Source organism: Pseudomonas sp. NPDC088322, assembly GCF_044740745.1.
In the GTDB taxonomy this organism is placed as follows: domain Bacteria; phylum Pseudomonadota; class Gammaproteobacteria; order Pseudomonadales; family Pseudomonadaceae; genus Aquipseudomonas; species Aquipseudomonas shirazensis.
In genome coordinates, this window is record NZ_JBIURK010000001.1 from 262,699 (window position 1) to 288,300 (window position 25,602).

Sequence of the window (25,602 nt, forward strand, 5' to 3'; positions counted from 1 at the left end):
CGCGCTGTACGGGCCATCCTGGCCCGCAGCGCTTGCCGGCCATCCATGGACCGTCACCTCCCTTCGCAAGACCTGCGCTCGGCCTCCTGAGTCGCCGGTGGATCAACATCAAAAGCAGATCAAGATCAAAAGCACGCCTCGCTGCGCTGGCGCAGATTAACAGCGGGGCCGCTTCGCGGCTCAACCCGCTCCCACAGAGTTCGCGTTGCCAGGAGTGGTGTGCAGTATGGAAGCGAGGTTGCTGGAGCGTCGAACCAAAGGTCTGCTGAGAGCATCGCATCCTGTGGGAGCGGGTTCACCCGCGAAGGTCTGCGAAGCAGACCCCATTCACGGATTGTCCTGTTCGCACTTTCAGCCTTTTCCTATATCCCTCGCACTTGACCCTTTCTACAGTTGGCGCTACTTCAACCCGGGCGCGCGGCGCTCAGGAGCGCCCTATGTACCGGCTCAACGTCGTCATCTATCACACTCGTCCCGCCCAGCAGATCAGCCTGCATCAGGCTTGCAATGCTCAGGGCATATTCAATGTGCGCATCGCCGACAACCTGGTCATCGCCACAACCTTGCTGGCTCGCCGGCGTGCACCTGATCTGCTGATCATCGACCACGCCATGCCCAGTGCCGACGGCAAGGCGTTGCTGCAGCACCTGAGCTTGACCTGCCCATCTACGGCGTTGCTGTTGATCGGTCAGCCCCGTCCCGCGCATCTTGATATCGCCCAGCAGGCCCGGCAAAAAGGCTTGTGGGTGGTCAACGAACTGGCCTGGCCTTTGTCGATGCCAGCATTGCAACGAACGCTGCAGCGAGTAGGTGGCAGCCGCCATAAGCCTGCTGTGAGCGATTTTCAAACTGTCATGATGCGCGCGCATGCTCACTGAACCCCGCAGCAACGAACTTTCTGCGGCCGCCAAGGGTCAGTACCCATATAGCCAAAAAACAAGTGAGTGCGCCGGATGGAAAGAATTTGCAGACTGCTCAATGATGCTCTGACCCCTTACCAAGCTCACCTCGCCGCCGCCGATGCCAATGGCAATCGGCAACTGGTTCTGCGTGACCCTCAAGGCAATGTCACCCTGCAACGGGCTGTCACCTCGCGACAATTGCAGGAACAGAGCCTGCTGATAGATCTGGTCGATGGCCTGCATCGGGATGTGCAGATTGCCGAAGGACGCCTGCAGCCTTGTGTGATCGCTGCCCTGCAGCAGCGCCAACCGATTCACGGAACCTTTGCCAGCTGATTGCGTCTTATTTGCTAATGGCAGCCCAGCGGCGCTTTGCTCCGGTGACGTTGAGCTGCCACGGAAAGTCCAGATGACTTTCGCTTGACCCCGGTCGTCTTCCCCAGCGACCGGGGTTTCTTTTTTCTGGCTCAGGGCGTGGCGTAGGCCTGATCGTCGGCCAGCTCTGCGGCCCGCTGCATATACGCTTCGCGCTGCTCTGGATCTAGCCAGCGGGCATACAGATCCGGCAATGTGTCACGGCGCAGCGCCGGCAACAGTTTGTCGATATGGCCGATCGCCTCACGCCCGAGCGGTGTGTCGGAACAGGCGACATGCATTAGCTGGTAGGGCTGCACGCTCTGGATCGGATAAAAACGGTAACTGTGCGTATCCGCGCCTTGCTGATTGAGCAGGTAGCGCAACTCTGGCCAGTAACCCAGCACCAGCTGCAAACGGCCCAACTGCTGCATCTGCAGCAAGCTGGCGGTCGCTTCGGTGCCGTAGTGACGGTTGAAAGCGCTGTCGGGCAGTTGCCTGAGCAACTTATCGACCGAGGCGCTGTAACTGCGCTCGGCAACAATCCCGAGCTTCAACGTGCTCTGGGTCAGTAGGCGTTTGAGGTCGACGCTGCCGCCTTGCAGGTAAGGTTCGATCAGCGCCTGGTCCTCGTTGCGCACCAACAGGCCGCTGCTCAACGTGGCCATGGTCGGGCTGGAGAAATAAGCGTACTTGGCCCGCTCCGGGGTCCACAGCAGGGTAGGGTCGCAGGTGAAGGAGGGCTCTTGCAGCATCTGGATGCCGCGGGCGCGGTTGACCCGGACGATGCTGTGCTCGTACTCGGGCATCTGCGCGATCAGCAGCGGCAGCATGCGGTCGAGCACGCCCTGGCCTTGTTCAGGCCCTTCAAAGATCGTGAAGGGCGGCAGATCGCGGATCAGCCACAGCAGCTTTTCCTTGGCCGTGGCTACGCCGGGCAGCAGCGCGCAGCTAACTGCAAGCGTCAGCAGCCAGCGTAACTTGAGCCTGAACACCACGGCGGCGCGGTTCAGACCGCGCCGTCCTTGCGCAGCCGGGCAATGGCTGCAGCATCGTAGCCAAGCCCGCTGAGCAGCGCCGTGGTGTGTTCGCCCAGCGCCGGGCCAACCCATTCAGTCGAGCCTGGCGTGTCGGACAGCTTCGGCACGATGCCGGGCATCTTGAACGCTTTGCCATCGGGCAAGCGGCCCTGCAGGAACATTTCGCGGGCCAGAAACTGCGGGTCGCTGAACATGTCCTCTGCCGAGTAGATCCGGCTGGCCGGCACCTGCGCGGTGTTCAAAACCTCCAGTACCTGTTCCAGCGGCAAGCCATTGACCCAGCGATCGATCACGCCGTAAAGCTCGTCACGGCGCAGGTCGCGGCCGTCGTTGCTGGCCAGGGTTGGGTCATCGGCCAGGTCGTCGCGGCCGATTGCCTGCATGAAGCGCTTGAAGATCGCATCGCCGTTGGCGCCGATCTGCACATGCTTGCCGTCGGCGCTGGTGTGGATGCATGAGGGAGTGATGCCGGGCATGATGTTGCCGGTGCGCTCGCGGATAAAACCGAACACGTCGAATTCCGGCACCATGCTTTCCATCATGGCGAAGATCGCTTCATACAGCGCCACATCGACCACTTGCCCGGCACCTCCATTGACCTCGCGGTGACGCAGCGCCATCAATGCACCGATCACGCCCCACAGGGCGGCAATCGAGTCGCCGATGGAGATACCGGTACGCACGGGCGGGCGATCATCGAAGCCGGTGATGTAACGCAAGCCACCCATCGATTCGCCGACCGCACCGAAGCCTGGCTGGTCTTTCATCGGCCCGGTCTGGCCGAAGCCCGACAGGCGTACCATGACCAGACGCGGGTTCAGCGCATGCAGCACGTCCCAGCCCAGGCCGAGTTTTTCCAGCACGCCGGGGCGGAAGTTTTCGATCAGGATGTCGGCTTCGGCCAGTAGCCGCTTGAGGATCTCGCGACCTTCCTCGTGCTTGAGGTTCAGCGTCAGCGACTGTTTGTTGCGCGCCTGGACGAACCACCACAACGACGTGCCTTCATACAGCTTGCGCCATTTGCGCAACGGATCACCGCCGTCGGGCGATTCGACCTTGATCACCTCGGCACCGAATTCGGCGCAGATGCGCGACGCAAAGGGGCCGGCGATCAGGGTCCCGAGCTCGATGACTTTAAGGCCGGCGAGGGGTTTGCTGGGCGTTGGCATGGGGGCATCCGTGGCGGCAGAAACAAAGCGCTGGTTTTATCACAGCTCGCCTGCGGCAGATACTGCCGCGACGCAAGCAGGGCAGGATCAGTTAGACTAGCCGACTTTCTCCAGCTAGAAGCCCGTCACCCATGGCCCAGCCGTCCACCACCTACAAGTTCGAACTGAACCTGACCGACCTCGACCGCAACGTCTACGAAAGCGTCAAGCAGACCATCGCCCGCCACCCTTCGGAAACCGAAGAGCGCATGGCCGTGCGCCTACTCGCCTACGCGCTCTGGTACAACGAGCAACTGTCGTTCGGCCGTGGTCTGTCGGACGTCGACGAGCCTGCGCTGTGGGAAAAGAGCCTGGATGATCGCGTCCTGCACTGGATCGAAGTCGGCCAGCCCGACGCTGATCGACTGACCTGGTGCTCGCGTCGCACCGAGCGCACCAGCCTGCTCGCCTATGGCAGCCTGCGTGTGTGGGAAACCAAAGTGCTCGGCGCGATCAAGAACCTGAAAAACGTCAACATCGCCGCCGTCCCGCAAGATGTGCTGGAAGTCATCGCCAAGGACATGCCGCGGGTGATCAAGTGGGACGTGATGATCAGCGAAGGCACGGTGTTCGTCACCGACGACCGCGGCCAGCACGAAGTGCAGCTGCAGTGGCTGCTCGGCGAGCGCGGCTGATTTCAACCTTTATAGACTGCTGAAGACCCCATGCGTATCGAACCCCGCCCGTTGCCGCCCACCCTGCCTTTTCTGGGAGCCTTGCCGCCGTTGCTGACCCGCCTGTACGCCGCTCGCGGCGTGCAATCGGAGGCTGAACTGGACAAGAGCCTGGCCCGTCTGCTGCCGTATCAGCAGCTCAAGGGCATCGATGCGGCGGTCGATCTGCTGGTCGAGGCGCTGGACCAGCGGCAGCGCATCCTCATCGTCGGCGACTTCGATGCCGATGGCGCCACCGCCAGCACCGTTGGCGTGCTGGGCCTGCGGCTGCTGGGCGCGGCGCATGTCGACTATCTGGTGCCAAACCGCTTCGAGTACGGCTATGGCCTGACCCCGGAAATCGTCGAAGTCGCGCTGCAGCGCCAGCCGCAGCTACTGGTCACCGTCGACAACGGTATTTCCAGTGTCGAGGGCGTTGCCGCCGCCAAGGCGGCCGGGCTCAAGGTACTGGTGACCGACCACCACTTGCCCGGCCAGCACTTGCCGGACGCCGACGCCATCGTCAACCCGAACCAGCCAGGCTGCGAGTTCCCCAGCAAGTCGCTGGCCGGGGTAGGGGTGATCTTCTATGTGTTGATGGCCCTGCGCGCGCGCTTGCGCAGCCTTGGCCGTTACCAGACCCAGGCGCAACCGAACATCGGCGAGCTGCTCGACCTGGTCGCGCTGGGCAGTGTCGCCGACGTGGTGCCGCTGGATGCCAATAACCGCATCCTGGTCCATCAGGGCCTCGAGCGAATTCGTGCTGGTCGCGCCCGCGCTGGCTTGAAGGCGATCCTCGAAGTCGCTCGCCGTGACTACCAGCGCATCACCTCGACCGATCTGGGCTTTATCCTCGGCCCGCGCCTGAACGCCGCAGGCCGGCTGGACGACATGAGCCTGGGCATCGAATGCCTGCTTTGTGACGACCCGGCGCTGGCCCGCGACATGGCCGAGCAGTTGGACGGCCTCAACCAGGACCGCAAGTCGATCGAGCAGGGCATGCAGCGCGAGGCGCTGGCCCAGCTTAAGGACCTGCCGCTGGAGTCGATGCCGTATGGCCTGTGCCTGTTCGATGCCCAGTGGCATCAGGGCGTGATCGGCATCCTCGCCTCGCGCCTGAAAGAACGTTACCACCGCCCGACCATCGCCTTTGCCGATGCCGGTGAGGGTTTGCTCAAGGGCTCGGCGCGTTCGGTGCCAGGCTTTCATATCCGCGATGCGCTGGATGCCGTGGCTGCGCGTCACCCGCAACTGATCAGCAAGTTCGGTGGCCACGCCATGGCCGCCGGTTTGTCGCTGCCGGCAGAGAACTTCCCGGCGTTTGCCGCCGCGTTCGACGAAGAAACCCGGCGTCAGCTCAATGAAGACGACCTGACCGGGCGGTTGCTGACCGACGGCACCCTGGCGGTTGAAGAATTCCACTTGGACCTGGCCCGCGCCCTGCGCAACGCCGGCCCGTGGGGCCAGCATTTTCCCGAGCCGCTGTTCCATGGTGTGTTCCAGCTGGTTGAGCAGCGTGTGGTCGGCGAGCGGCATTTGAAGGTGGTGCTCAAGAGCGAGTGCGGTGCGGTCAAGCTCGACGGTATTGCCTTCGGTATCGACCGCGAAGTCTGGCCCAACCCCACCGTGCGTTGGGTCGAGCTGGCCTACAAGCTGGACGTCAACGAGTTTCGCGGCAACGAAAGCGTGCAACTGATGATCGCGCACATCGAACCACGCTAACCGGCTGCTGCAGGGATACTCCTGCGACCGGGCTGAACCCTGGTCGCAGCAAACTGGTCTAGGCTCAAGAGAACCGGTACCAGGCCACGGCTGCACATCAGTGCCCGGGCCGGTCACCCATTTGGAGTCCCAGGGAGATCCCCCATGAGCCTGCTGTTAGAGCCCTACACCCTCCGCCAGTTGACCCTGCCCAACCGCATCGCCGTGTCGCCGATGTGCCAGTATTCGGCCGCCGATGGCTTGGCCAATGACTGGCATCTCGTGCACTTGGGCAGCCGTGCCGTAGGCGGGGCCGGGCTGGTCTTCACCGAAGCCGTGGCGGTCACTGCCGATGGTCGGATTACCGCTGAAGACCTCGGTCTGTGGGATGACCAGCAGATCGCGCCGCTGCAGCGCATCACCCGCTTTATCACTGCCCAGGGTTCGGTACCCGCCATTCAGCTGGCCCATGCCGGGCGCAAGGCCAGCACTCATCGGCCCTGGCTGGGCAAGCACGGCAGCGTCAAACCGGAGGACGGCGGCTGGCAGCCGGTCGGCCCGTCGAAAATAGCCTTCGACCCGGAGCACACTGCACCGCGTGAGCTGAGTACCGGCGAGATCCAGGAGATCATCGACGCCTTCGTCAAAGCCGCCGAGCGCGCGCTCACTGCGGGTTTCAAGGTGGTCGAACTGCACGCTGCCCATGGCTACCTGCTGCATCAGTTTCTCTCGCCGCTGAGCAACCAGCGCCGCGATGAATACGGCAGCAGCTTCGAAAACCGCATTCGCTTTACCCTTCAGATTACCGAGGCTGTGCGTGCGGTATGGCCCAAAGAGCTGCCGCTGTTCGTCCGGGTGTCGGCCACCGATTGGGTCGAAGACGGCTGGAACCCTGACGAAACCGTCGAGCTGGCGCGCCGCCTGCGTGCGCTAGGGGTGGACTTGATCGACGTGTCGTCTGGCGGCACTTCGGTCAACGCCGAGATTCCCACCGGCCCGGGCTATCAAACGCGCTTTGCCGAGCGCGTGCGCAAAGAGGCGGAGATCGCCACCGGCACCGTCGGCATGATCACCGAACCCGCCCAGGCCGAGCACATTCTGCGCACGGGGCAGGCTGACCTGATCTTCCTCGCCCGTGAACTGCTGCGTGATCCGTACTGGCCGCTGCATGCCGACGACGATCTGGGTGGCAACAAGGCCACTTGGCCAGCGCAATACCAACGGGCAACCCACCGCGCCAACCCGATTCACGAGTCCGACCTGCGCGACGCCTGACGTTGATGTGGCTGCCTTGTCGTCGATAAAAGACGGCGACAAGGCAGCCAACACGGCTAGTGCTTGAACATCACATGGCGGACACAGGTGTAGTCCTCCAGCCCATACATCGACATATCCTTGCCGTAGCCCGATTGCTTCTGCCCGCCGTGGGGCATCTCGCTGATCAGCATGAAGTGCGTGTTGACCCAGGTGCAGCCGTATTGCAGGCGTGCGGCAAGGCGGTGCGCGCGGCCCACGTCAGCGGTCCACACCGATGAGGCCAGGCCGTACTCGGAGTCGTTGGCCCACTCCAGCGCCTGGGCTTCGTCGGCAAAGCGAGTGACGCTGACCACCGGGCCGAACACCTCATGACGGGCGATTTCGTCGTCTTGGAGCACGTCGGCCAGCAGAGTCGGCGCGTAGAAGAAGCCTGCACCCTCCAACACCTTGCCGCCAGTGACCAGGCGGATATGCGGCTGGTCGAGGGCGCGTTGCACCATGCCTGCTACCTTGTCGCGGTGTTGCGCACTGATCAGTGGGCCGAGTTCGGTGTCGGCCGCATCCTGAGGTCCCGGCTTGATGCTGGCGACAGCCTGGCCCAGGCGCTCGACCAATTCATCGTAGATGGCGTCCTGCACATACAGCCGGCAGGCGGCGGTGCAGTCCTGGCCGGCATTGTAGAAACCAAAGCTGCGAATGCCAGCGACGGCCGCATCGAGATCGGCGTCATCGAAGATCAGCACTGGCGCCTTGCCGCCCAACTCCATGTGCATGCGCTTCACGCTGGCGGCAGTGGCGCCGATGATGTTCGCCCCGGTCGGGATCGAGCCGGTCAGCGATACCATGCGTACGCGCGGATGAGTGACCAGCGGCGTGCCCACAGTCGCGCCACGGCCAAACAGAATGTTCAACACACCGGCCGGGAAGATCTCGCGGGCCAGCTCGGCCAGGCGCAGCGCTGTCAGCGGGGTCAGCTCGGAGGGCTTGAGCACCACGGTGTTGCCTGCGGCCAGTGCCGGCGCGATCTTCCACGCGAGCATCATCAGCGGGTAGTTCCACGGCGCAATCGAGGCGACCACGCCCAATGGGTCACGCCGCACCATCGAGGTGTGCCCCGGCAGATACTCCCCTGCCGCCGAACCGCCCAGGCAGCGCGCCGCCCCGGCGAAATAGCGAAACACGTCGACAATGGCCGGGATCTCGTCATTGAGGGCGGCGGCGAGGGGCTTGCCGCAGTTCTGCGATTCGAGGCTGGCCAGTTCTTCGCCGTGTTGCTCAATGGCATCGGCCAGCGCCAGCAGGGCCAGCGAGCGGTCTTTCGGGCTGGTCTGCGACCAACTGGCAAAGGCGCTGTCGGCGGCGCGCACGGCGCTGTCGACCTGCGCCTCGCTGGCCTCGCTGATCTGCGCCAGGGCAGTGCCTGCGGCTGGGTCGAGTACGGTCCAGGCCGGGCCTTCACCGGCCACCAGTTGGCCGTTGATCAGCATCTGGGTGTGCATGGGGTAATCCTCCGAGGCATTTGCGATGGTCGATAGCGTAGACCACTCACTGCAGCTCATTGGCTACCCGGCTGGTGACCTCGACGACCTGGCGTGCGCCGCGGCTGATTTCGTCCATCGCGTTGCCGGCCTGGCTGGCCAAGTCCTGCACCGCGCAGGCATGCTCGCGGCTGTTCTGAATGCCTTTGAAGGCGCCATCGGCCAGTTCTCGGTTCAGACGCACTACCTCGAAAATGTCCCGGGTGGCCTCGGTAGTGCGCGCGGCCAGGCGCCTGACTTCATCGGCAACCACAGCAAAGCCGCGGCCCTGATCGCCGGCACGGGCGGCCTCGATGGCCGCATTGAGTGCCAGCAGGTTGGTCTGCGCCGCGATCCCGCCGATGATCTCGACGATCGCACCAATGTTCAGCGACTGCGCCTGCAGCGCTTGCATGTCCTGGCCAACGCTGGCCATTTCCCCGGCGATGGATTGCATGGCCGACGCGGCCTGCATGACTACTGTCAGGCCTTGCTGTGCGCTGTGCTCGGTGGTCAGCGAAACATCATGGGCGAGGTCGGCAGCGCGGCGCACGAGGTCGGCCTTTTCCACCTGTTCGGTTACCACATTGGCGAACTTGGCCACCTTGTAGAGGCGACCGTGCTGGTCCTTGATCGGGTTGTAGGTCGCTTCAAGCCATACGCTATTGCCGCGGGCGTCGATACGACGAAAGCGCCCCGCCACGAACTGCCCGCGATTGAGCGCTTGCCAGAACTGGGTGTAGTCGGCGCAGGCGGCGTCCTCGGCAGAGCAGAACATGCGGTGGTGCTTGCCGAGAATCTGCGTCAGGCCATAGCCCATGGTGTTGAGAAAGGCTTTGTTGGCGTCGAGCACCATGCCGTTGAGGTTGAACTGGATGATGGCGGTGGAATGGTCAAGGGCGTTGTACAACTCCAGCCCGTCCCGGTCACGGCGGCTGGTGCCGGGGCTGGCGCAGCCGTAGCCGTGATGTTGGCCCAGCGCGTCGCGCAACCAGCATAGCTGAAGTAGCACCGGGCGACCGTCGGCGCCCCGGCAACTGAGCGACGGCGAGCCTGTCAGTGGTGCCGGCAAACTGCAGCCTGGTTCAAGCAGGGCTTCGAGCTTGACCCCGAGCAGTTGCGCGGCGGAAAAGCCCAGCGCGTTGGCGAACGGCGCATTGACCTCGGTGAAGCAGCCGTTGGCATCGAGGCGAGCGCTGAGCAGTTGCTGTTCCAGTTGGGCGAGCACGGCTTGCAGGCTGTCCAGTTGTTGTTGGCAAGCGAGCAGTGCCTGCGTGCAGCGGCGGTTGAACACGGCGAACTCCAGTAATTGTCAGGATAAATGCTCGCCTGCACCGAAATGCACCCGGTCCTTGCCGGCGCGTTTGGCCTTGTACAGGCAGCGGTCGGCGTGGATAAGGATGTCGGCTAGGGCTTGATCGTGGCTGAAGGGCACCAGCCCAGCGCTGAAGGTGAAGCGGGCGGGAGCTTCGCGGCTGTTGCGTACCGCCTCCAGCAGGCGCTGGGCGATGGCCAGGGCGATGGCTGGGCTCTGGGCATCGATGATGACGCCGAATTCCTCACCACCCAGCCGCCCGGCACAGTGGCTGCCGGCCATGTTGCGCAGGCGTGCGGCGAGCACGCGCAGCACCTGATCGCCGGCGGCGTGGCCAAGTTGGTCGTTGATCCGCTTGAAGTCGTCGATATCGATCATCATGAAGAAACCGCCACAGTGGCTTTCGATGACGCGCTCGAAGCGGTCCATCAGTGCACGTCGGTTGTACAGCGAAGTCAGGTAGTCGGTTTCCGACAGGGTGCGATAGTGCTGCTCGATCTGCAGTGTGATGCTCAGTGCGCGCAGGTAGGTGCGGCTGTTGATCCAGCCCAGGCTGATCGAGAAGGCAAAAAAAATAGCCAGATACCAGCGGTAGTCGCTCACGTCATCGTGACCGATGTGGGGCATCACCAGCACCCAGCTCAACACGGCGACCAGCAGATAATCCATTGGCCCACGGATCAGCAGCGATGCGCCGACCACCGCCAGAACGGTCATGGCCAGAGAGAACTGGCGATGCAATGGCGGGTAGTCGAGAAAGATCAGCTTGAAGCCGAGCACCACCGTCAGCATGAACAGCAAGCCTGAATACCGCCATACGTTGTCCGAGTTTGTCCGTGTCTGGATGATGAACAGAGCCATCATCATCAATAGCGGTCCCCAGGCGCCGAGGGTGGCGATGCGTTCGTCAAGCACCAGGTGAACGGCAAGCCAGCTGGCGATAACCAACAGTTGCACGGCGATGATGCCTTCGCGCAGCAGCAGCCTGATGCGCGGGCGATGATCAGCCGAGACATCCAGCTCCAGGCTGGGGTATTTCCGATTCAAGGGCATAACTACCAAGCTCCATGCTGACCCGCGTGACGGCGAAGTAGATCGCCATGGTGTGCCTGACCAACTCGGCGAACGCCGGGCGCATCTCGACCAGTGATCCCTGGGTGCGGAAGTAGCCTTTGCTTTCGCCTTCCTTGACCAGCCGTGCCACGTGCATGGTGGATACCCCGAGCCGGGAGGACAGCTCGGCATAGCTGGAGACCTTGTAGCCGCCGTCGTTTGAGCGAAAGCCCCGGGTATCAAGGTACAAGCTCAGCATCGGCAGATGACCACCGTCGCGGTTCATGATCCACTTGGCCCCCGGCAGCAGCCCGTCCAGCAGCACGTCCGCATCCAGCAGGTGAGCGAATCCGCTGAAGTATTGACGCAGGAACGCCGTTGGCTCGGTGCGCTGCCAAGGCTGGGCATCGGGTATCAGCTTCTGGGCCGGTATGAGGTATGCGCTGATCAGTTGTGTGGCCAGATCGATAGCGGTTTTGCTGGGTCTGTAGATGCGTTGCCGAGCATCATCCGGGTGGGGCGATACGTGCATATAGCCCGATATCAGGAAGAACGAGAAATACGACTCCAGGGTGTTGCGCGTCAGGTAGCCACGCCGCTCGCAAAATGCCTTGACCCGCGATAACGGTGTCATAGGGTCGTGGAAATGAAAGGCGAACAGCGACAGCACGACCATCAGGCGGTCGTATTTGAGCAAGCTCTTGAAGAAGAACGGTTTGCGCCGGTATTGCTCAAGCATCAACTGCAGGTGGTGGTCCAGCGCGGCATCGGAATCAAGCCGGTAGAAGTTGCTGATCGTCAAATGCAGGTAGTCCAGCAGTTCGGCTCGTTTCATGGCTAGCAACATCACCTAATATCAATGGCTGCACATGGCCATTATCGTTTCAGCGCCGATTATGCGGTCTCGCGGAGCAAATTCAGGATGGCCCCAAAAATGTTGCAAGGTTGACCGCGGGGCAAGGTCTGGCCATGCATGGTCGATGGAGCTGGACCCTTGGCGGCTATTCGATGATCAGGCCGAGCGTGCCGCCTTGCCAGCGCACTTGGTCGGCTTGTGCAACATCCCGAAGCAAATACTTCCATGGCGAACGACAGGCCAAGCCTTACTCTGGGTTTTCCTTTCTGTAGCGTGGAGACGTGCGCATGAACACCCGAGGTTTGCTCGATCAACTGTTCAAGACCGGCCAGGAAATGCTCAGCAAACAAACCGGTAAAAGCGCTGGCGGCAAGCCGTCGCTCGGTGCAGGCGGTCTCGGTGGGCTGCTCTCCGGGATGGGCGGCGGCGCCTTGGCAAGTGGCGCCATGGGCTTGTTGCTCGGTAACAAGAGCGCGCGCAAGTTAGGCGGCAAGGCGCTGACCTACGGCGGCCTGGCAGCGCTGGGGGTGATCGCCTACAAGGCCTTCAATAACTGGCAGGCGCAGCAGGCCACTGGCCAGGTGCGCGAGCCGCAGACGCTCGACCGGCTGCCACCGGCTGAAGCCGAGCTGCACAGCCAGGCCGTGCTGCGTGCGCTGGTCGCGGCAGCCAAGTCCGATGGCCATATCGATGAGCGTGAGCGTGAGCTGATCGAAGGTGAATTCACCCGTCTGGACAGCGACCGCGAACTGCAGCAATGGCTGCACGCCGAGCTGAACAAACCGCTCGACCCGGCAGAAGTCGCCCGCGCCGCGCAAACCCCGGAAATGGCCGGCGAGATGTACCTGGCGAGCCTGATGATGGTCGATCAGGAAAACTTCATGGAGCGCGCCTACCTCGATGAGCTGTCGCGCCAGCTGCGCCTGGATCCGGCGCTGCGCCAGGAGCTTGAAGCCCAGGCCAGGCTTGCCGCCGGTCAGTAATCTGGCTATTTGCCACCTTTGCCGGCAGGGATGCCGCAAACGCCGCTCATTCAGCTGAGAAACCCGGCTCATGCCTGGGCTATACTCGAGCGATTTCCCCGCTCGTACTGAATTCTTGAGGGCTGATTTTGAAAAACTGGACCATGCGCCAACGGATCCTGGCAAGTTTTGCCGTGATCATCGCCATCATGTTGTTGATGATCGTTGCAGCCTACTCAAGGTTGGTCGCCATTTCCGCGAGCGAGGAAGCGGTCGGTTCCGATGCCATCCCCGGCGTCTACTACAGCTCGATGATCCGCAGCGCCTGGGTCGACAGCTACGTCACCAGCCAGCAGTTGGTCGGCCTGAGCAAGCATCGCGATATCGCCTCTGCGGATATCGAACTGTTCAAGAGCTTTGAAGAGCGCCTGCGCCAGCACATGGCCAGTTATCAGGGAACCATTCGTAATACCGAAGACCAGACCAGCTTCGACGCCTTCGTCGACATGGAAAAACGTTACATCGCCGACATCGAACTGGTACTCGAGGCCTACCGGCAGAAGAACTACGCCGAAGCCGAGCGCTTGATCACCGACGTGCTGACACCCGCCTGGGTTGAAGGGCGCAAGCACCTCAACACCGTGATCGAACGCAATCGGGAAGCGGCCGATGTAGCCACCAAAGACATCGTCAGCGCCGTGGCCACCGCCAAGGGCAGCATGATCGTTTCGCTGATCCTGGCCATCATCGCTGCCGGCATTTGCGGGCTGCTGTTGATGCGTGCGATCACCACGCCCATGCAACGCATCGTACATGCCCTCGATAAGCTGCGCTCGGGTGACTTGAGCATGCGCCTGGACCTGGACCGTAAGGACGAGTTTGGCGCCATCGAAACCGGCTTCAACGAAATGGCCGAATCCCTCGCCAGCCTGGTCGCCCAGGCCCAGCGCTCGTCGGTGCAGGTGACCACCTCGGTTACCGAAATCGCCGCCACCTCCAAGCAGCAGCAAGCCACGGCCACCGAAACCGCAGCCACCACCACCGAAATCGGCGCCACCTCGCGTGAGATCGCCGCCACGTCGCGTGATCTGGTGCGGACCATGACCGAGGTCACCTCGGCTGCTGACCAGGCCTCGATCCTCGCCGGCTCCGGCCAGCAAGGCCTGGCACGCATGGAAGAAACCATGCACCAGGTGATGGGCGCGGCCGATCTGGTCAACGCCAAGCTGAGCATCCTCAACGAGAAGGCCAGCAACATCAATCAGGTGGTGGTGACCATCGTCAAGGTTGCCGACCAGACCAACCTGCTGTCGCTGAACGCTGCGATCGAGGCCGAGAAGGCCGGCGAATACGGCCGCGGTTTCGCCGTGGTGGCCACTGAAGTGCGCCGCCTGGCCGACCAGACCGCCGTGGCGACCTACGACATCGAGCAGATGGTGCGCGAGATCCAGTCGTCGGTTTCGGCCGGGGTAATGGGCATGGACAAGTTTTCCGAAGAAGTCCGCCGCGGCATGTTCGAAGTGCAGCAGGTTGGCGAGCAACTCAGCCAGATCATCCATCAGGTCCAGGCGCTGGCGCCGCGGGTATTGATGGTCAACGACGGCATGCAGGCCCAGGCCACCGGTGCCGAGCAGATCAACCAGGCGCTCTCTCAGCTCAGCGACGCCAGCACCCAGACCGTCGAATCGCTGCGCCAGGCCAGTTTCGCCATCGATGAGCTGAGCCAGGTCGCGGCTGGCCTGCGTGGCGGTGTCTCGCGTTTCAAAGTCTGATGACAATCAAGGATCTACCTCAGCGCGAACCCACAGCCGGCTCCGGCAAAGGCGTGCTGTACCTGCAGTTTCGCCTCAACGACCAGCGCTTCGCCCTGGATGTGCGTGAGGTGGTGGAAGTGCTGGCGCTGCGTACGCTCAAGCCTATCGCTCAGGCCCCGGGGTGGGTGCGCGGGATTCTCAGCCATCGTGGTGCGCTGATCCCGGTGATCGACCTGGCCGCGCTGAGCTTTGCCAGGCCGGCCGCAGCACGCACCAGCACGCGGCTGGTGGTGGTGCGTTATCACCCGGCTGCCAGCGCTATCACGCTGCACCTGGGTTTGATCCTCGAGCAGGCCACCGAGACCCTGCGCTGCCAGCCTGACGAGTTCCAGCCGTATGGGCTGGACAACGGCGAGGCGCCCTATCTGGGCCCGGTGCGCCAGGATGCCCAAGGCATGTTGCAGCGCATCGAGATCGACCAGTTGCTCAGTGACGAGGTCCGTCGCTTGCTGTTCCCGGATGCGCCAGCGCAGGTGCCGGCATGATCGAACAGCAGTTTTTTCGATTCTTGCAAGAGCGCATCGGCCTGGATGTCGAGTCGGTCGGAGTGCCCATGGTCGAGCGTGCCCTGCGTCAGCGCAGTGCTGCGCTGGCAGCCCACGACTTGAACGATTACTGGCTGCTGCTGCAGCAATCGACGGCTGAACAGCAAGCGCTGATCGAGGCGGTGATCGTCCCGGAAACCTGGTTTTTCCGTTATCCCGAGTCGTTTGCCGCGTTGGCCGGCCTCGCGCACAAGCGCTTGGCCGAACTGGCCGGTGTGCGGCCGCTGCGCATCCTCAGCCTGCCGTGCTCGACCGGCGAAGAGCCGTATTCGATTGCCATGGCGCTGCTCGACAGCGGCATGAGCGCCGCCGCGTTCAGTGTCGATGGGCTGGACATCAGCCCCAACTCGGTCGCCCGTGGACGCCAGGCGCTGTACGGGCGCAATTCCTTTCGTGGCAGTGATGTGGCCTTTCGCGAGCGGCATTTCAGCGCTACCGGTGAGGGCCATCAGTTGCATGAGCGAGTCTGCCACCAGGTCGATCTGCAGGTCGGCAACGTGCTTGATCCAGCCCTGGCTAGTCGCAACGGGCATTATGACTTCGTGTTCTGTCGCAACCTGCTGATCTACTTCGACGTGCCCACCCAGCACCGGGTGTTTGCGGTGCTCAAGCAATTGCTGCATGCCCAGGGTGTGCTGTTCATTGGCCCCGCCGAAGGCAGCCTGTTGGCGCGCCTGGGCATGCGGCCATTGGGCATCCCGCAGTCGTTCGCCTATGTGCGCCAGCCGGAACAAGCCGTGCCCGTAGTTACCCCGACGCCTGCACGGCCGGCCCTGGCGTCTGCGCCATGGAGCCAGCCGCCTGTGCCGCGTAGCGTGCCGCCAGCGCCGCGGCACGTGCGCCCAGCGCCCGCCCCGTCGCTAGTGGCCACTGCCGGGCAGGCCGGCGAGAGCGAGCTGCTGGCGCAAATCGCCCGCCAGGCCAACGCCGGCGACAGTCAGGCCGCGCTGGCCAGTTGCGAGCGCTACCTGCGCCAGTTCGAACCCAAGGCGCAGCTGTACTACTGGCTGGGCCTGCTCAGCGACACCGCAGGCGACAGCCACAACGCCATTATCCATTACCGCAAGGCCGTGTACCTTGAGCCGCAACACCCCGAGGCGCTGCTGCAACTGGCCACGCTGCTCGCCGCACAAGGCGATGAGGCCGGTGCGCGGCGTCTGCAGGAACGCGCCGCGCGTGCCGGTCGGGAGCCGCAACGATGAGCGAGATTCATGAGCTGCTGCTGGTCAGCGAAGACCACGCGCCGATCGACGACTGCTGGAATCGCATCGGCGTGCATGGCAACAAACAATGCCCTTTGCTTGAACAGCATATTCACTGCCGCAACTGCGAAGTGCATGCCGCAGCCGCCACGCGCCTGCTCGATCGCTACGCCCTGCAGCAGGACCAAGAGCCTGTCGCCGCCGCGCCGCTGACCGAATGCACCGGGCGTTCGATGCTGGTGTTCCGCCTGGGTGAAGAATGGCTGGCGCTGGCGACTGCCAGCCTCGCCGAGATCGCTCCGGTGCAATCCGTGCATTCCCTGCCGCATCAGCGCTCGCGGGTACTGCAAGGTGTAGCCAATGTGCGCGGCGCCCTGGTGCCGTGCCTGTCACTGGCCGCGCTGCTGGGGGCCGACAGCCTGCCGGCCAGCCCCATCAATGGTCGGGTAATGCCACGCATGCTGATTCTGGCCGCCGAAGGCGGGCCGGTAGTTGCTCCAGTGGATGAAGTCGATGGCATTCATCGGCTTGATATCGATGCCTGTGAAGACGGCCAGGACACTGCGCGCTTCACTGCCGCCGTGCTGCAGTGGCGCGGGCGCAGCGTGCGCGTACTGGATTCGACCCACTTGCTATCGGCTGTCAAGCGGAGCCTGTCATGACCCCTGAGCAAATGCGTGATGCGTCTTTGCTGGAGCTGTTCAGCCTGGAGGCCGAAGCCCAGACCCAGGTGCTCAACACTGGCCTGATTGCGCTCGAGCGCAACCCGACCCAGGCCGATCAGCTCGAAGCCTGCATGCGTGCCGCGCACTCGCTCAAAGGCGCGGCGCGGATCGTCGGCGTCGACGCCGGGGTGAGCGTCGCCCACGTCATGGAAGACTGCCTGGTCGCGGCCCAGGAAGGTCGGCTACGTTTGCGTGGCGAACACATCGATGCCTTGCTGCAAGGCACCGACCTGCTGATGCGCATCGCTACGCCGGGCGATGCCGCCGGTGAGCTGGCAGTGCCGGGCTTTGTCGCGCAGATGACGGCGTTGCTCGACCCCGCTGCCGCTTTCAGTGCGGCGCCGCAGTTGGTTGCTGCAGCAGTGAGTGAGGCGTTGCTGGCCGCGCCGTCGGTGGCCAGCGCCGAAGTACCCGCGCTGGCCGCCCAGGCGCAAGCCGATGTCGAGCCTGCACCGCGGCCAGGCAAACGCAGCAGCCAGACCGGCGAGCGAGTATTGCGGGTGACGGCGGATCGCTTGAACAGCCTGCTCGACCTGTCCAGCAAGTCGCTGGTGGAAACCCAGCGGCTCAAGCCCTACCTGGCCAGCCTGCAGCGGCTCAAGCGCATGCACGGGCAGGGCATGCGTGCCCTCGACGGGCTGAAGAGCCAGCTTGAGAGCAGCGGCCAGAGCCCTGAAGTACTCGATGCGCTGGCCCAGACCCAACGCCTGCTCGGCGAAACCCAGGCCATCCTGCAACAGCAAGCAGCCGAGCTCGACGAGTTCGGCTGGCAAGCCAGCCAGCGCGCGCAAAACTTGTATGACACGGCGCTGGCCTGCCGCATGCGGCCATTCGCCGACGTGCTTACCGGGCAGAGCCGGATGGTCCGCGATCTGGGCCGCTCGTTGGGCAAACAGGTGCAGTTGCAGATCGAGGGCGAGAAAACCCAGGTCGATCGCGATGTCCTGGAAAAACTCGAAGCCCCGCTGATTCACCTGCTGCGCAACGCCGTCGACCATGGCATCGAACTGCCCGAACGACGCCTGTTGGCGGGCAAGCCCAGCGATGGCGTGATCCGCCTGCGTGCATCCCACCAGGCTGGGATGCTGATTGTCGAGCTGAGTGACGATGGCGCCGGCATCGACCTTGAGCAGCTGCGCTGCAGCATTGCCGAACGGGCCTTGTCACCGGCCGAGACCGTGGCGCAGATGAGCGAAGCCGAGCTGCTGACGTTCCTGTTCCTGCCCGGTTTCAGCATGCGCGATCGGGTCACCGAGGTATCCGGTCGCGGGGTGGGGTTGGACGCAGTGCAGCATATGGTGCGCGAGCTGCGCGGCTCGATCGAGCTGACCCAGGTTGCTGGCCAAGGCTGTTGCTTCCATCTGCAGGTGCCGCTGACCTTGTCGGTGGTACGCAGCCTGGTGGTTGAGGTCGGCGGCGAGGCGTATGCCTTTCCGCTGGCGCATATCGAGCGCACCCTTGACGTGCCCGCCGAGGCCATCGTCCAGATCGAAGGGCGTCAACACTTCTGGCACGAGGAGCGCCATATCGGCCTGGTCTCGGCCAATCAGTTGCTCAATCGCCCGCAAGGGCAGGGCGATGAGCGCAGCCTGCGGGTTGTGGTCATTCGCGAGCGCGAGCAGCTCTACGGGATTGCCGTCGAGCGCCTGATCGGCGAGCGCGTGCTGGTGGTCATGCCGCTCGATGCGCGCCTGGGCAAGGTTCAGGATATCTCTGCCGGAGCGTTGCTCGACGATGGCTCGGTGGTACTGATCGTCGACGTCGAAGACCTGCTGCGCTCGGTGGAAAAGCTGCTGACTACCGGCCGCCTGGAGCGCATCGAACGCAACGGCGCCAGTGCCAAAGGCGTCAGCCGCAAGCGCGTGCTGGTGGTGGACGACTCGCTGACGGTGCGTGAGCTGCAACGCAAGCTACTAAGCAATCGCGGCTACGACGTGGCCGTTGCGGTGGATGGTATGGACGGCTGGAACGCCCTGCGCGGCGATGACTTCGACCTGCTGATCACCGACATCGACATGCCGCGCATGGACGGCATCGAGCTGGTCACCCTGGTGCGCCGCGACCAGCGCCTGCAAGGCTTGCCGGTGATGGTGGTGTCGTACAAGGACCGTGAAGAAGACCGCCGGCGTGGCCTGGATGCCGGCGCCGACTACTATTTGGCAAAGGCCAGCTTCCACGATGACGCGTTGCTGGATGCAGTGGTCGAGTTGATCGGAGGTGCACAAGGATGAAAATTGCCATCGTCAACGACATGCCCCTGGCCGTCGAGGCGCTGCGCCGGGCGCTTGCGCTGGAGCCGGCGCATGAGCTGATCTGGGTCGCCGGCAATGGCCAGGAGGCGGTCGAGCGCTGCGCCGCACAGATCCCGGACCTGATCCTCATGGACCTGATCATGCCGGTGATGGACGGCGTCGAGGCAACCCGGCGAATCATGGCGGTAACGCCCTGCGCTATCGTCATCGTCACGGTCGACCGCAAGCAGAACGTGCACCGCGTGTTCGAGGCCATGGGCCACGGCGCGCTGGACGTAGTCGATACGCCGGCGCTGGGCGCGGGTGATCCGCGCGAAGCGGCCGCGCCATTGTTGCGCAAGATCCTCAATATCGGCTGGCTGATCGGTCAGCAGCGCACTTCGGCGCCAAGCAGCGTGCCCGCCGCTGTGCGCGAAGTCTCGCAGCGTACCGGCCTGGTGGCGATTGGTTCGTCTGCTGGCGGCCCGGCCGCGCTTGAAGTTTTGCTCAAGGGCCTGCCCAAGCAGTTTCCGGCGGCCATCGTGCTGGTGCAGCATGTTGACCAAGTGTTTGCCGCAGGTATGGCCGACTGGCTCAGCAGTACCTGCGGCCAGGTCGTACGGCTTGCCCGCGAAGGCGAGCCGCCGCAGGCCGGGCAGGTATTGCTGGCAGGCACCAACCACCATATCCGCTTGCTGAAAAACGGCCAGCTCGCCTACACCGCCGAGCCGGTCAATGAAATCTACCGACCCTCGATCGATGTGTTTTTCGAGAGCGTGGCACGCCATTGGAATGCGCCCGGCGTGGGCGTTCTGCTCACCGGGATGGGCCGCGATGGCGCCCAGGGTTTGAAGATGATGCGCCAGCAGGGCTTTTTGACCCTTGCCCAGGACCAGCAGAGCAGTGCTGTATATGGCATGCCCAAGGCCGCTGCGGCGATTGATGCAGCGATGGAGATCCGCCCGCTCGAGCGCATTGCCGGGCGATTGACGGAGTTTTTTACCAAATGACATCAGCAATTGAGTCACACCGCCTGGACGGTCGTGACCAGGTGAACAGGCATGATTGATCTACCAAGCGCAGGTCTTGTGACCGCCAACGAAAACTCGGCGATGGTGCTGCTGGTGGACGATCAGGCAATGATCGGCGAAGCGGTGCGGCGTGGGCTGGCCCATGAAGAGAATATCGACTTCCACTTCTGTGCCGATCCGCATCAGGCCATCGCCCAGGCCATGCGCATCAAGCCGACGGTGATCCTCCAGGACCTGATCATGCCGGGCCTGGATGGCCTCACCCTGGTGCGCGAATACCGCAACCACCCGGCCACCCAGGACATCCCGATCATCGTCCTGTCGACCAAGGAAGACCCGTTGGTCAAGAGCGCCGCGTTTGCCGCCGGGGCGAATGATTACCTGGTCAAGCTGCCGGACACCATCGAACTGGTGGCGCGAATTCGCTACCACTCGCGCTCCTACATGACCCTGTTGCAGCGCGACGAGGCGTATCGCGCACTGCGCGTCAGCCAGCAGCAACTGCTCGACACCAATTTGATGCTGCAGAGCCTGATGAACTCCGATGGCTTGACCGGCTTGTCCAATCGCCGCCACTTCGACGAGTACCTGGAACTGGAGTGGCGCCGGGCCATGCGTGAGCAGCAGCAGCTGTCGCTGTTGATGATCGACGTCGACTACTTCAAGGCCTTCAACGACAGCTTCGGCCACCTGGCCGGTGACGAGGCGCTGCGCCAGGTGGCTGCAGCGATTCGCAATTCATGCTCACGGCCAAGCGACCTGCCGGCGCGCTACGGCGGCGAAGAGTTCGCTCTGGTGCTGCCTAACACCTCGCCGGGCGGCGCCCGCCTGATTGCCGAAAAACTGCGCCAGTCGGTCTACGCCCTGGGCATTGCCCACACCGCACCCGAGGCCGATGCGCGGCTGACCGTGAGCCTGGGCATCGCTACCTTGACCCCGGCCATCGGTAGCCATTGCCGGCAACTGATCTCGGCCGCCGACAAGGGCCTGTACCTGGCCAAGAATAATGGGCGCAATCAGGCCGGTATTGCCTGATAAGCGCCTTGCGCCTGCCCGGCGGGTCTGCCGCCGTGGCTCGGACTGGTTTATACTCACCGGCTTTTCACCGAATTCGCGCGAGTAGCCTGCCCAATGGAAATCCAACCGATCCTCAACACCATCAAAGACCTCACCGAACGTTCCGAATCGATTCGGGGGTATCTTTGACTACGATCTGAAAGCTGAGCGCCTGATCGAAGTCAACCGCGAGCTGGAAGACCCGGCCGTGTGGAACAAACCCGAGTACGCCCAGGAGCTGGGCCGCGAGCGCGCCATGCTGGCGCAGATCGTCGGCACCCTGGACGAGATGTCCAGTGGCCTGGCCGATTCGCGCGAGCTGCTCGACATGGCCGTCGAAGAAAACGACGAAGCGGCGGTCAACGACGTTGTCGAAGTGCTCGAAGGACTCGAAGAGTCCCTGGCCAAGCTGGAATTCCGTCGCATGTTCAGCGGCGAGATGGACATGAACAACGCCTACCTGGATATCCAGGCCGGTTCCGGCGGTACCGAAGCACAGGACTGGGCCAACATCCTCCTGCGCATGTACCTGCGCTGGGCCTCCAAGCGTGGCTTCGACGCCACCATCATGGAGCTGTCCGAAGGTGAAGTCGCCGGCATCAAAGGCGCCACCGTGCACATCAAGGGTGAGTACGCGTTCGGCTGGTTGCGTACCGAGATTGGCGTTCATCGCCTGGTGCGCAAGAGCCCGTTCGACTCCGGCGCGCGTCGTCATACCTCCTTCTCGGCAGTGTTCGTCTCGCCCGAGATCGACGACAAGGTCGAGATCGACATCAACCCGTCCGACCTGCGTATCGACACCTACCGCTCCTCGGGTGCCGGTGGTCAGCACGTCAACACCACCGACTCGGCGGTCCGGATCACTCACGTGCCGACCAACACCGTGGTCAGCTGCCAGAACGAACGTTCTCAGCACGCCAACAAGGACACCGCCATGAAAATGCTGCGGGCCAAGTTGTACGAGCTGGAAATGCAAAAGCGCAGCGCAGCCTCGCAGGCTCTGGAAGACAGCAAGTCGGACATCGGCTGGGGTCACCAGATTCGCTCGTACGTGCTCGACGCGTCGCGAATCAAAGACCTGCGCACCAACATCGAACGCAGCGACTGTGACAAGGTGCTGGACGGCGATATCGACGAATACCTCGAAGCGAGCCTCAAGCAAGGCCTGTAACTTCTCGGCTGCTGAGCTGCAAGACCCTCGCCTGCGGGCGAGGGCAATGAATCCTTGATGGAAAATCTGACGACATGAGCGATCTCAAACTCGACCCGCAAGACCTGCAACAGGAAGAAAACACCCTGATCGCGTTGCGCAAGGAAAAACTTGCCGCCGAGCGTGCCAAGGGCCAGGCCTTCCCCAACGACTTCCGTCGCGACAGCTACTGCAGCGACCTGCAGAAGCAGTATGTCGACAAGACCAAGGAAGAGCTGGAAGCTGCAGCGATCCCGGTCAAGGTTGCCGGTCGTATCATGCTCAACCGTGGCTCGTTCATGGTTATCCAGGACATGACCGGGCGCATCCAGGTCTACGTCAACCGCAAGACCCTGCCGGAAGAGACCCTGGCTGCGGTCAAGACCTGGGACTTGGGCGACATCATTGCCGCCGAAGGCACCCTGGCGCGTTCCGGCAAGGGCGACCTGTACGTCGAGATGACCAGCGTGCGTCTGCTGACCAAATCGCTGCGTCCGTTGCCGGACAAGCACCACGGCCTGACCGACACCGAGCAGCGCTATCGCCAGCGCTACGTTGACCTGATGGTCAACGAAGAGACCCGCCACACCTTCCGTGTGCGTTCGCAGGTGATCTCGCACATCCGCAGCTTCCTTGCCAAGCGCGACTTCCTCGAAGTGGAAACGCCGATGCTGCAGACCATCCCAGGCGGCGCGGCGGCCAAGCCCTTCGAAACCCACCACAACGCGCTGGATATGCAGATGTTCCTGCGGATCGCGCCTGAGCTGTACCTCAAGCGTCTGGTCGTGGGTGGCTTCGAGAAGGTCTTCGAGATCAACCGCAACTTCCGTAACGAAGGTGTTTCGACCCGGCACAACCCCGAGTTCACCATGCTCGAGTTCTACCAGGCCTACGCCGACTACGAAGACAACATGGACCTCACCGAAGAGCTGTTCCGCGAGCTGGCGCAGCTGGTGCTGGGCAGCACCGACGTGCCTTACGGCGACAAGGTGTTCCACTTCGGAGAGCCGTTCGTGCGCCTGTCGGTGTTCGACTCGATCCTCAAGTACAACCCCGAGCTGACCGCCGCCGACCTGCAGGACGTCGACAAGGCCCGCGCGATTGCCAAGCAGGCAGGTGCCAAGGTGCTCGGCCACGAAGGCCTGGGCAAGCTGCAGGTGATGATTTTCGAAGAGCTGGTCGAGCACAAGCTGGAGCAGCCGCACTTCATTACCGAGTACCCGTTCGAAGTGTCGCCGCTGGCCCGCCGCAACGACGCCAACCCGAACGTCACCGACCGCTTCGAGCTGTTCATCGGTGGCCGCGAAATCGCCAACGCCTACTCCGAGCTCAATGATGCCGAAGACCAGGCCGAGCGCTTCCTGGCCCAAGTGGCGGAGAAGGACGCCGGTGATGACGAAGCCATGCACTACGACGCCGACTTCGTCCGTGCGCTGGAATACGGCATGCCGCCGACTGCCGGTGAAGGCATCGGTATCGACCGCCTGGTGATGTTGCTGACCAACTCGCCGTCGATCCGTGATGTGATCCTGTTCCCGCATATGCGCCCACAGGCCTGAGTGCTGTGAACAAGCCGCCTTTCGAGGCGGCTTTTTCTTGGCTGTCATCCGCGGCTCGGCCGCTGGGTGACAGCAGTGCTGTACGACGATCAATTCCACGAGGTATTCAGCGTGAACCCAGCAATCGCCGAACAAGGCGCAGCCGGCGTAGCCAGCGCCGTTGCTGAAAGCGTGCAGTACCAAGGGCGCAAGACCAGCCGCCAGGGCAGTGAACAACGCCGCCAGCTGATTCTCGATGCAGCGATGCGCATCGTCGTCCGCGACGGCGTGCGCGGCGTGCGCCACCGCGCCGTAGCCGCCGAGGCCGGTGTGCCGCTGTCGGCCACCACCTACTACTTCAAGGACATCGAAGACCTGCTCACCGATACCTTTGCCCAGTACGTCGAGCGCAGCGCCGACTACATGGCCAAGCTGTGGGCGACCAGTGAAGGGGTGTTGCGCCAGTTGCTCGCGCAGGACGATGGCAGCGCCGCATCACGGACGCGGCTGGTCGATGAAATCGCGCGGATGACCGCCGACTACGTCAGCCGGCAACTGAGCAATCGGCGTGACTTTCTCATGGCCGAGCAGGCCTTCCGCCAGGAGGCCTTGCTCTGCCCGCGGCTGGCCGAGCTTGTGCGCGCGCACGAACGGATCCTCGCGCAAGGCGCGCGGCAGATGCTCCAGGTAATCGGCTCGCATCATCCCGAGCAGGACGCACAGATGTTGACGGCGATTATCGAGCAGATGGAATATCAAGGCCTGCTTGAACAAACGAACGGGCAGGCCGATGGGCAGATGCTCGCTATTCTTACCCGCTACCTGCACCTGGTGCTGGCATCGGTCTGAGCTGCGAGCGGTTTGCGCTGTCACCGATCTATCTAGGAGAGCCTGATGAAAGCCTGGCGTATGGTGTTGTTGACGTTGTCATTCCTGATGCTGGGCGGTTGTCTGGTGACCTTTGGCGACCCGCTGCCGGCCAACCAGACCGCACCCAAGGCGTTACTGGGCAAGTGGAGCAGCAAGGATGCCTGGGGTGAGCCGCTCAAGCTGAGCATCAGCCGCGCGGCTGGCAACAGCTACAAGGCGCTGGCCACTGCCAAAGGCAAGCCGGCTGAAGACTACGTGTTTACCGTGGCCCGTCATGGCAGCCGCTGGTACCTGTCGGCCGGGGTGCCAAAGCGCCTGGGCGGCAACTTCCTGATTGGCGGCTTCGAGGTCAGCGCCGACGGCAAGGAACTGGTGGTGTACAACCTGGACGTCGATCAGGTGCACGAGGCGCTCACGCGCAAGGAACTCAGCGGGCGCAGTATCGAGGTGCCGGAAGACAACGGTCCGGGCGTGTTGATCGACAGCCCGACCGAGCGAGTGCTGGCCTATCTGGATGACCCGGCCAACTCTGACCTGTTCGTCGAAGTGGCGCGCTTCCAGCGCGTCGGCAAGTAATAGCCGC

23 protein-coding genes and 1 pseudogene are annotated in these 25,602 nt (G+C 63.2%); 17 read left to right on the top strand and 7 right to left on the bottom strand.

Features of this window, described 5'->3' with window-relative positions:
* The first annotated feature begins 437 nt into the window (after positions 1–437).
* A complete protein-coding gene (locus ACIOAU_RS01190; protein WP_181088589.1) occupies positions 438–878 on the top strand; it encodes a response regulator in 441 nt (146 codons plus the stop codon).
* 75 nt (positions 879–953) lie between these two features.
* Positions 954–1,238, top strand: coding sequence for a DUF3509 domain-containing protein (locus ACIOAU_RS01195; protein WP_101317115.1), 285 nt, complete (start codon positions 954–956; stop codon positions 1,236–1,238).
* 131 nt (positions 1,239–1,369) lie between these two features.
* On the opposite strand, the gene ACIOAU_RS01200 is transcribed toward ACIOAU_RS01195, so the two are convergent.
* Both ACIOAU_RS01200 and ACIOAU_RS01205 read right to left on the bottom strand, forming a co-directional pair.
* Positions 1,370–2,251, bottom strand: coding sequence for a TIGR02285 family protein (locus tag ACIOAU_RS01200; RefSeq protein ID WP_401179469.1), 882 nt, complete (start codon positions 2,249–2,251; stop codon positions 1,370–1,372).
* Positions 2,252–2,265: 14 nt separating this feature from the next.
* Positions 2,266–3,465: a CaiB/BaiF CoA-transferase family protein gene (locus ACIOAU_RS01205; RefSeq protein ID WP_101317120.1), complete on the bottom strand. Its 1,200-nt coding sequence runs from the start codon at positions 3,463–3,465 to the stop codon at positions 2,266–2,268.
* Positions 3,466–3,596: 131 nt separating this feature from the next.
* On the opposite strand from ACIOAU_RS01205, the gene ACIOAU_RS01210 reads away from it, so the two are divergent.
* The 3 genes from ACIOAU_RS01210 to ACIOAU_RS01220 all read left to right on the top strand — a co-directional run bounded on the left by ACIOAU_RS01210 (position 3,597) and on the right by ACIOAU_RS01220 (position 7,133).
* Complete coding sequence (locus ACIOAU_RS01210) at positions 3,597–4,139, top strand: YaeQ family protein (protein ID WP_103436278.1); 543 nt, start codon at positions 3,597–3,599, stop codon at positions 4,137–4,139.
* A gap of 30 nt (positions 4,140–4,169) precedes the next feature.
* Entirely contained in the window at positions 4,170–5,879 is a 1,710-nt protein-coding gene (gene recJ / locus ACIOAU_RS01215; protein WP_101317124.1) for a single-stranded-DNA-specific exonuclease RecJ, read from the top strand.
* Between the two features lie 144 nt (positions 5,880–6,023).
* The gene (locus ACIOAU_RS01220) at positions 6,024–7,133 is read left to right on the top strand and encodes an NADH:flavin oxidoreductase/NADH oxidase (protein WP_150571027.1); all 1,110 of its coding nucleotides are present in this window, start codon (positions 6,024–6,026) and stop codon (positions 7,131–7,133) included.
* Positions 7,134–7,189: 56 nt separating this feature from the next.
* Here the strand turns inward: ACIOAU_RS01220 and ACIOAU_RS01225 are convergent, their stop codons facing one another.
* From ACIOAU_RS01225 to ACIOAU_RS01245, 5 genes and pseudogenes are all read right to left on the bottom strand, one after another.
* Entirely contained in the window at positions 7,190–8,614 is a 1,425-nt protein-coding gene (locus ACIOAU_RS01225) for a gamma-aminobutyraldehyde dehydrogenase (RefSeq protein WP_150571026.1), read from the bottom strand.
* Positions 8,615–8,660: 46 nt separating this feature from the next.
* Positions 8,661–9,107: a methyl-accepting chemotaxis protein gene (locus ACIOAU_RS01230; RefSeq protein WP_401180142.1), complete on the bottom strand. Its 447-nt coding sequence runs from the start codon at positions 9,105–9,107 to the stop codon at positions 8,661–8,663.
* Between the two features lie 105 nt (positions 9,108–9,212).
* Positions 9,213–9,926: pseudogene (locus tag ACIOAU_RS01235) on the bottom strand (PAS domain S-box protein); the annotation flags it as partial.
* Positions 9,927–9,944: 18 nt separating this feature from the next.
* Entirely contained in the window at positions 9,945–11,000 is a 1,056-nt protein-coding gene (locus tag ACIOAU_RS01240; protein ID WP_150571024.1) for a diguanylate cyclase, read from the bottom strand.
* Positions 10,951–11,835, bottom strand: coding sequence for a hypothetical protein (locus ACIOAU_RS01245; protein WP_150571023.1), 885 nt, complete (start codon positions 11,833–11,835; stop codon positions 10,951–10,953). Before ACIOAU_RS01245 ends, ACIOAU_RS01240 begins: the two co-directional genes overlap by 50 nt.
* 308 nt (positions 11,836–12,143) lie before the next feature.
* Here ACIOAU_RS01245 and ACIOAU_RS01250 point away from each other — a divergent pair, with 308 nt between their 5' ends.
* The 12 genes from ACIOAU_RS01250 (at position 12,144) to ACIOAU_RS01305 (ending at position 25,595) form a co-directional block, all read left to right on the top strand.
* Entirely contained in the window at positions 12,144–12,839 is a 696-nt protein-coding gene (locus ACIOAU_RS01250; RefSeq protein ID WP_150571022.1) for a tellurite resistance TerB family protein, read from the top strand.
* A gap of 128 nt (positions 12,840–12,967) precedes the next feature.
* Positions 12,968–14,590: a methyl-accepting chemotaxis protein gene (locus ACIOAU_RS01255; protein ID WP_101317135.1), complete on the top strand. Its 1,623-nt coding sequence runs from the start codon at positions 12,968–12,970 to the stop codon at positions 14,588–14,590.
* 5 nt (positions 14,591–14,595) lie between these two features.
* The gene (locus ACIOAU_RS01260; RefSeq protein ID WP_375139946.1) at positions 14,596–15,117 is read left to right on the top strand and encodes a chemotaxis protein CheW; all 522 of its coding nucleotides are present in this window, start codon (positions 14,596–14,598) and stop codon (positions 15,115–15,117) included.
* On the top strand, positions 15,114–16,379 hold the full coding sequence (locus tag ACIOAU_RS01265; protein ID WP_188035507.1) for a protein-glutamate O-methyltransferase CheR: 1,266 nt from the start codon (positions 15,114–15,116) through the stop codon (positions 16,377–16,379). Before ACIOAU_RS01260 ends, ACIOAU_RS01265 begins: the two co-directional genes overlap by 4 nt.
* Positions 16,376–17,041: a chemotaxis protein CheW gene (locus ACIOAU_RS01270; protein ID WP_150571530.1), complete on the top strand. Its 666-nt coding sequence runs from the start codon at positions 16,376–16,378 to the stop codon at positions 17,039–17,041. The genes ACIOAU_RS01265 and ACIOAU_RS01270 overlap by 4 nt, the downstream gene beginning before the upstream one ends.
* Positions 17,038–19,335 carry a hybrid sensor histidine kinase/response regulator gene (locus tag ACIOAU_RS01275; RefSeq protein ID WP_150571531.1) on the top strand — a complete coding sequence of 766 codons (2,298 nt, stop codon included), beginning with the start codon at positions 17,038–17,040 and terminating at the stop codon, positions 19,333–19,335. Before ACIOAU_RS01270 ends, ACIOAU_RS01275 begins: the two co-directional genes overlap by 4 nt.
* Entirely contained in the window at positions 19,332–20,345 is a 1,014-nt protein-coding gene (locus ACIOAU_RS01280) for a chemotaxis response regulator protein-glutamate methylesterase (RefSeq protein ID WP_150571532.1), read from the top strand. The genes ACIOAU_RS01275 and ACIOAU_RS01280 overlap by 4 nt, the downstream gene beginning before the upstream one ends.
* Before the next feature lie 51 nt (positions 20,346–20,396).
* Positions 20,397–21,401 carry a PleD family two-component system response regulator gene (locus ACIOAU_RS01285; RefSeq protein ID WP_188035508.1) on the top strand — a complete coding sequence of 335 codons (1,005 nt, stop codon included), beginning with the start codon at positions 20,397–20,399 and terminating at the stop codon, positions 21,399–21,401.
* A 96-nt stretch (positions 21,402–21,497) separates the two neighbouring features.
* A protein-coding gene (gene prfB / locus ACIOAU_RS01290) for a peptide chain release factor 2 (RefSeq protein WP_101317151.1) occupies positions 21,498–22,593 on the top strand; the annotation gives its coding sequence in 2 pieces (ribosomal slippage) (positions 21,498–21,569 and positions 21,571–22,593; 1,095 coding nt in all).
* A 74-nt stretch (positions 22,594–22,667) separates the two neighbouring features.
* On the top strand, positions 22,668–24,170 hold the full coding sequence (lysS, locus tag ACIOAU_RS01295) for a lysine--tRNA ligase (protein ID WP_101317154.1): 1,503 nt from the start codon (positions 22,668–22,670) through the stop codon (positions 24,168–24,170).
* Between the two features lie 123 nt (positions 24,171–24,293).
* Positions 24,294–24,998, top strand: a complete 705-nt coding sequence (locus tag ACIOAU_RS01300; RefSeq protein WP_101322957.1) for a TetR/AcrR family transcriptional regulator — start codon at positions 24,294–24,296, stop codon at positions 24,996–24,998.
* 45 nt (positions 24,999–25,043) lie between these two features.
* A complete protein-coding gene (locus ACIOAU_RS01305; RefSeq protein WP_101317156.1) occupies positions 25,044–25,595 on the top strand; it encodes a hypothetical protein in 552 nt (183 codons plus the stop codon).
* Positions 25,596–25,602: the final 7 nt, after the last annotated feature.

Bases quoted from the DNA above. Each gene is read 5' to 3' on its own strand.
- ACIOAU_RS01195 (WP_101317115.1), top strand. From the start codon at position 954: ATGGAAAGAATTTGCAGACTGCTCAATGATGCTCTGACCCCTTACCAA.
- ACIOAU_RS01190 (WP_181088589.1), top strand. From the start codon at position 438: ATGTACCGGCTCAACGTCGTCATCTATCACACTCGTCCCGCCCAGCAG.
- recJ (WP_101317124.1), top strand. From the start codon at position 4,170: ATGCGTATCGAACCCCGCCCGTTGCCGCCCACCCTGCCTTTTCTGGGA.
- ACIOAU_RS01265 (WP_188035507.1), top strand. From the start codon at position 15,114: ATGATCGAACAGCAGTTTTTTCGATTCTTGCAAGAGCGCATCGGCCTG.
- ACIOAU_RS01210 (WP_103436278.1), top strand. From the start codon at position 3,597: ATGGCCCAGCCGTCCACCACCTACAAGTTCGAACTGAACCTGACCGAC.
- ACIOAU_RS01230 (WP_401180142.1), bottom strand. From the start codon at position 9,107: ATGCAGGCCGCGTCGGCCATGCAATCCATCGCCGGGGAAATGGCCAGC.
- ACIOAU_RS01240 (WP_150571024.1), bottom strand. From the start codon at position 11,000: ATGCCCTTGAATCGGAAATACCCCAGCCTGGAGCTGGATGTCTCGGCT.
- ACIOAU_RS01270 (WP_150571530.1), top strand. From the start codon at position 16,376: ATGAGCGAGATTCATGAGCTGCTGCTGGTCAGCGAAGACCACGCGCCG.
- ACIOAU_RS01250 (WP_150571022.1), top strand. From the start codon at position 12,144: ATGAACACCCGAGGTTTGCTCGATCAACTGTTCAAGACCGGCCAGGAA.
- ACIOAU_RS01305 (WP_101317156.1), top strand. From the start codon at position 25,044: ATGAAAGCCTGGCGTATGGTGTTGTTGACGTTGTCATTCCTGATGCTG.
- ACIOAU_RS01275 (WP_150571531.1), top strand. From the start codon at position 17,038: ATGACCCCTGAGCAAATGCGTGATGCGTCTTTGCTGGAGCTGTTCAGC.
- ACIOAU_RS01245 (WP_150571023.1), bottom strand. From the start codon at position 11,835: ATGAAACGAGCCGAACTGCTGGACTACCTGCATTTGACGATCAGCAAC.
- lysS (WP_101317154.1), top strand. From the start codon at position 22,668: ATGAGCGATCTCAAACTCGACCCGCAAGACCTGCAACAGGAAGAAAAC.
- ACIOAU_RS01220 (WP_150571027.1), top strand. From the start codon at position 6,024: ATGAGCCTGCTGTTAGAGCCCTACACCCTCCGCCAGTTGACCCTGCCC.
- ACIOAU_RS01225 (WP_150571026.1), bottom strand. From the start codon at position 8,614: ATGCACACCCAGATGCTGATCAACGGCCAACTGGTGGCCGGTGAAGGC.
- ACIOAU_RS01280 (WP_150571532.1), top strand. From the start codon at position 19,332: ATGAAAATTGCCATCGTCAACGACATGCCCCTGGCCGTCGAGGCGCTG.
- ACIOAU_RS01285 (WP_188035508.1), top strand. From the start codon at position 20,397: ATGATTGATCTACCAAGCGCAGGTCTTGTGACCGCCAACGAAAACTCG.
- ACIOAU_RS01205 (WP_101317120.1), bottom strand. From the start codon at position 3,465: ATGCCAACGCCCAGCAAACCCCTCGCCGGCCTTAAAGTCATCGAGCTC.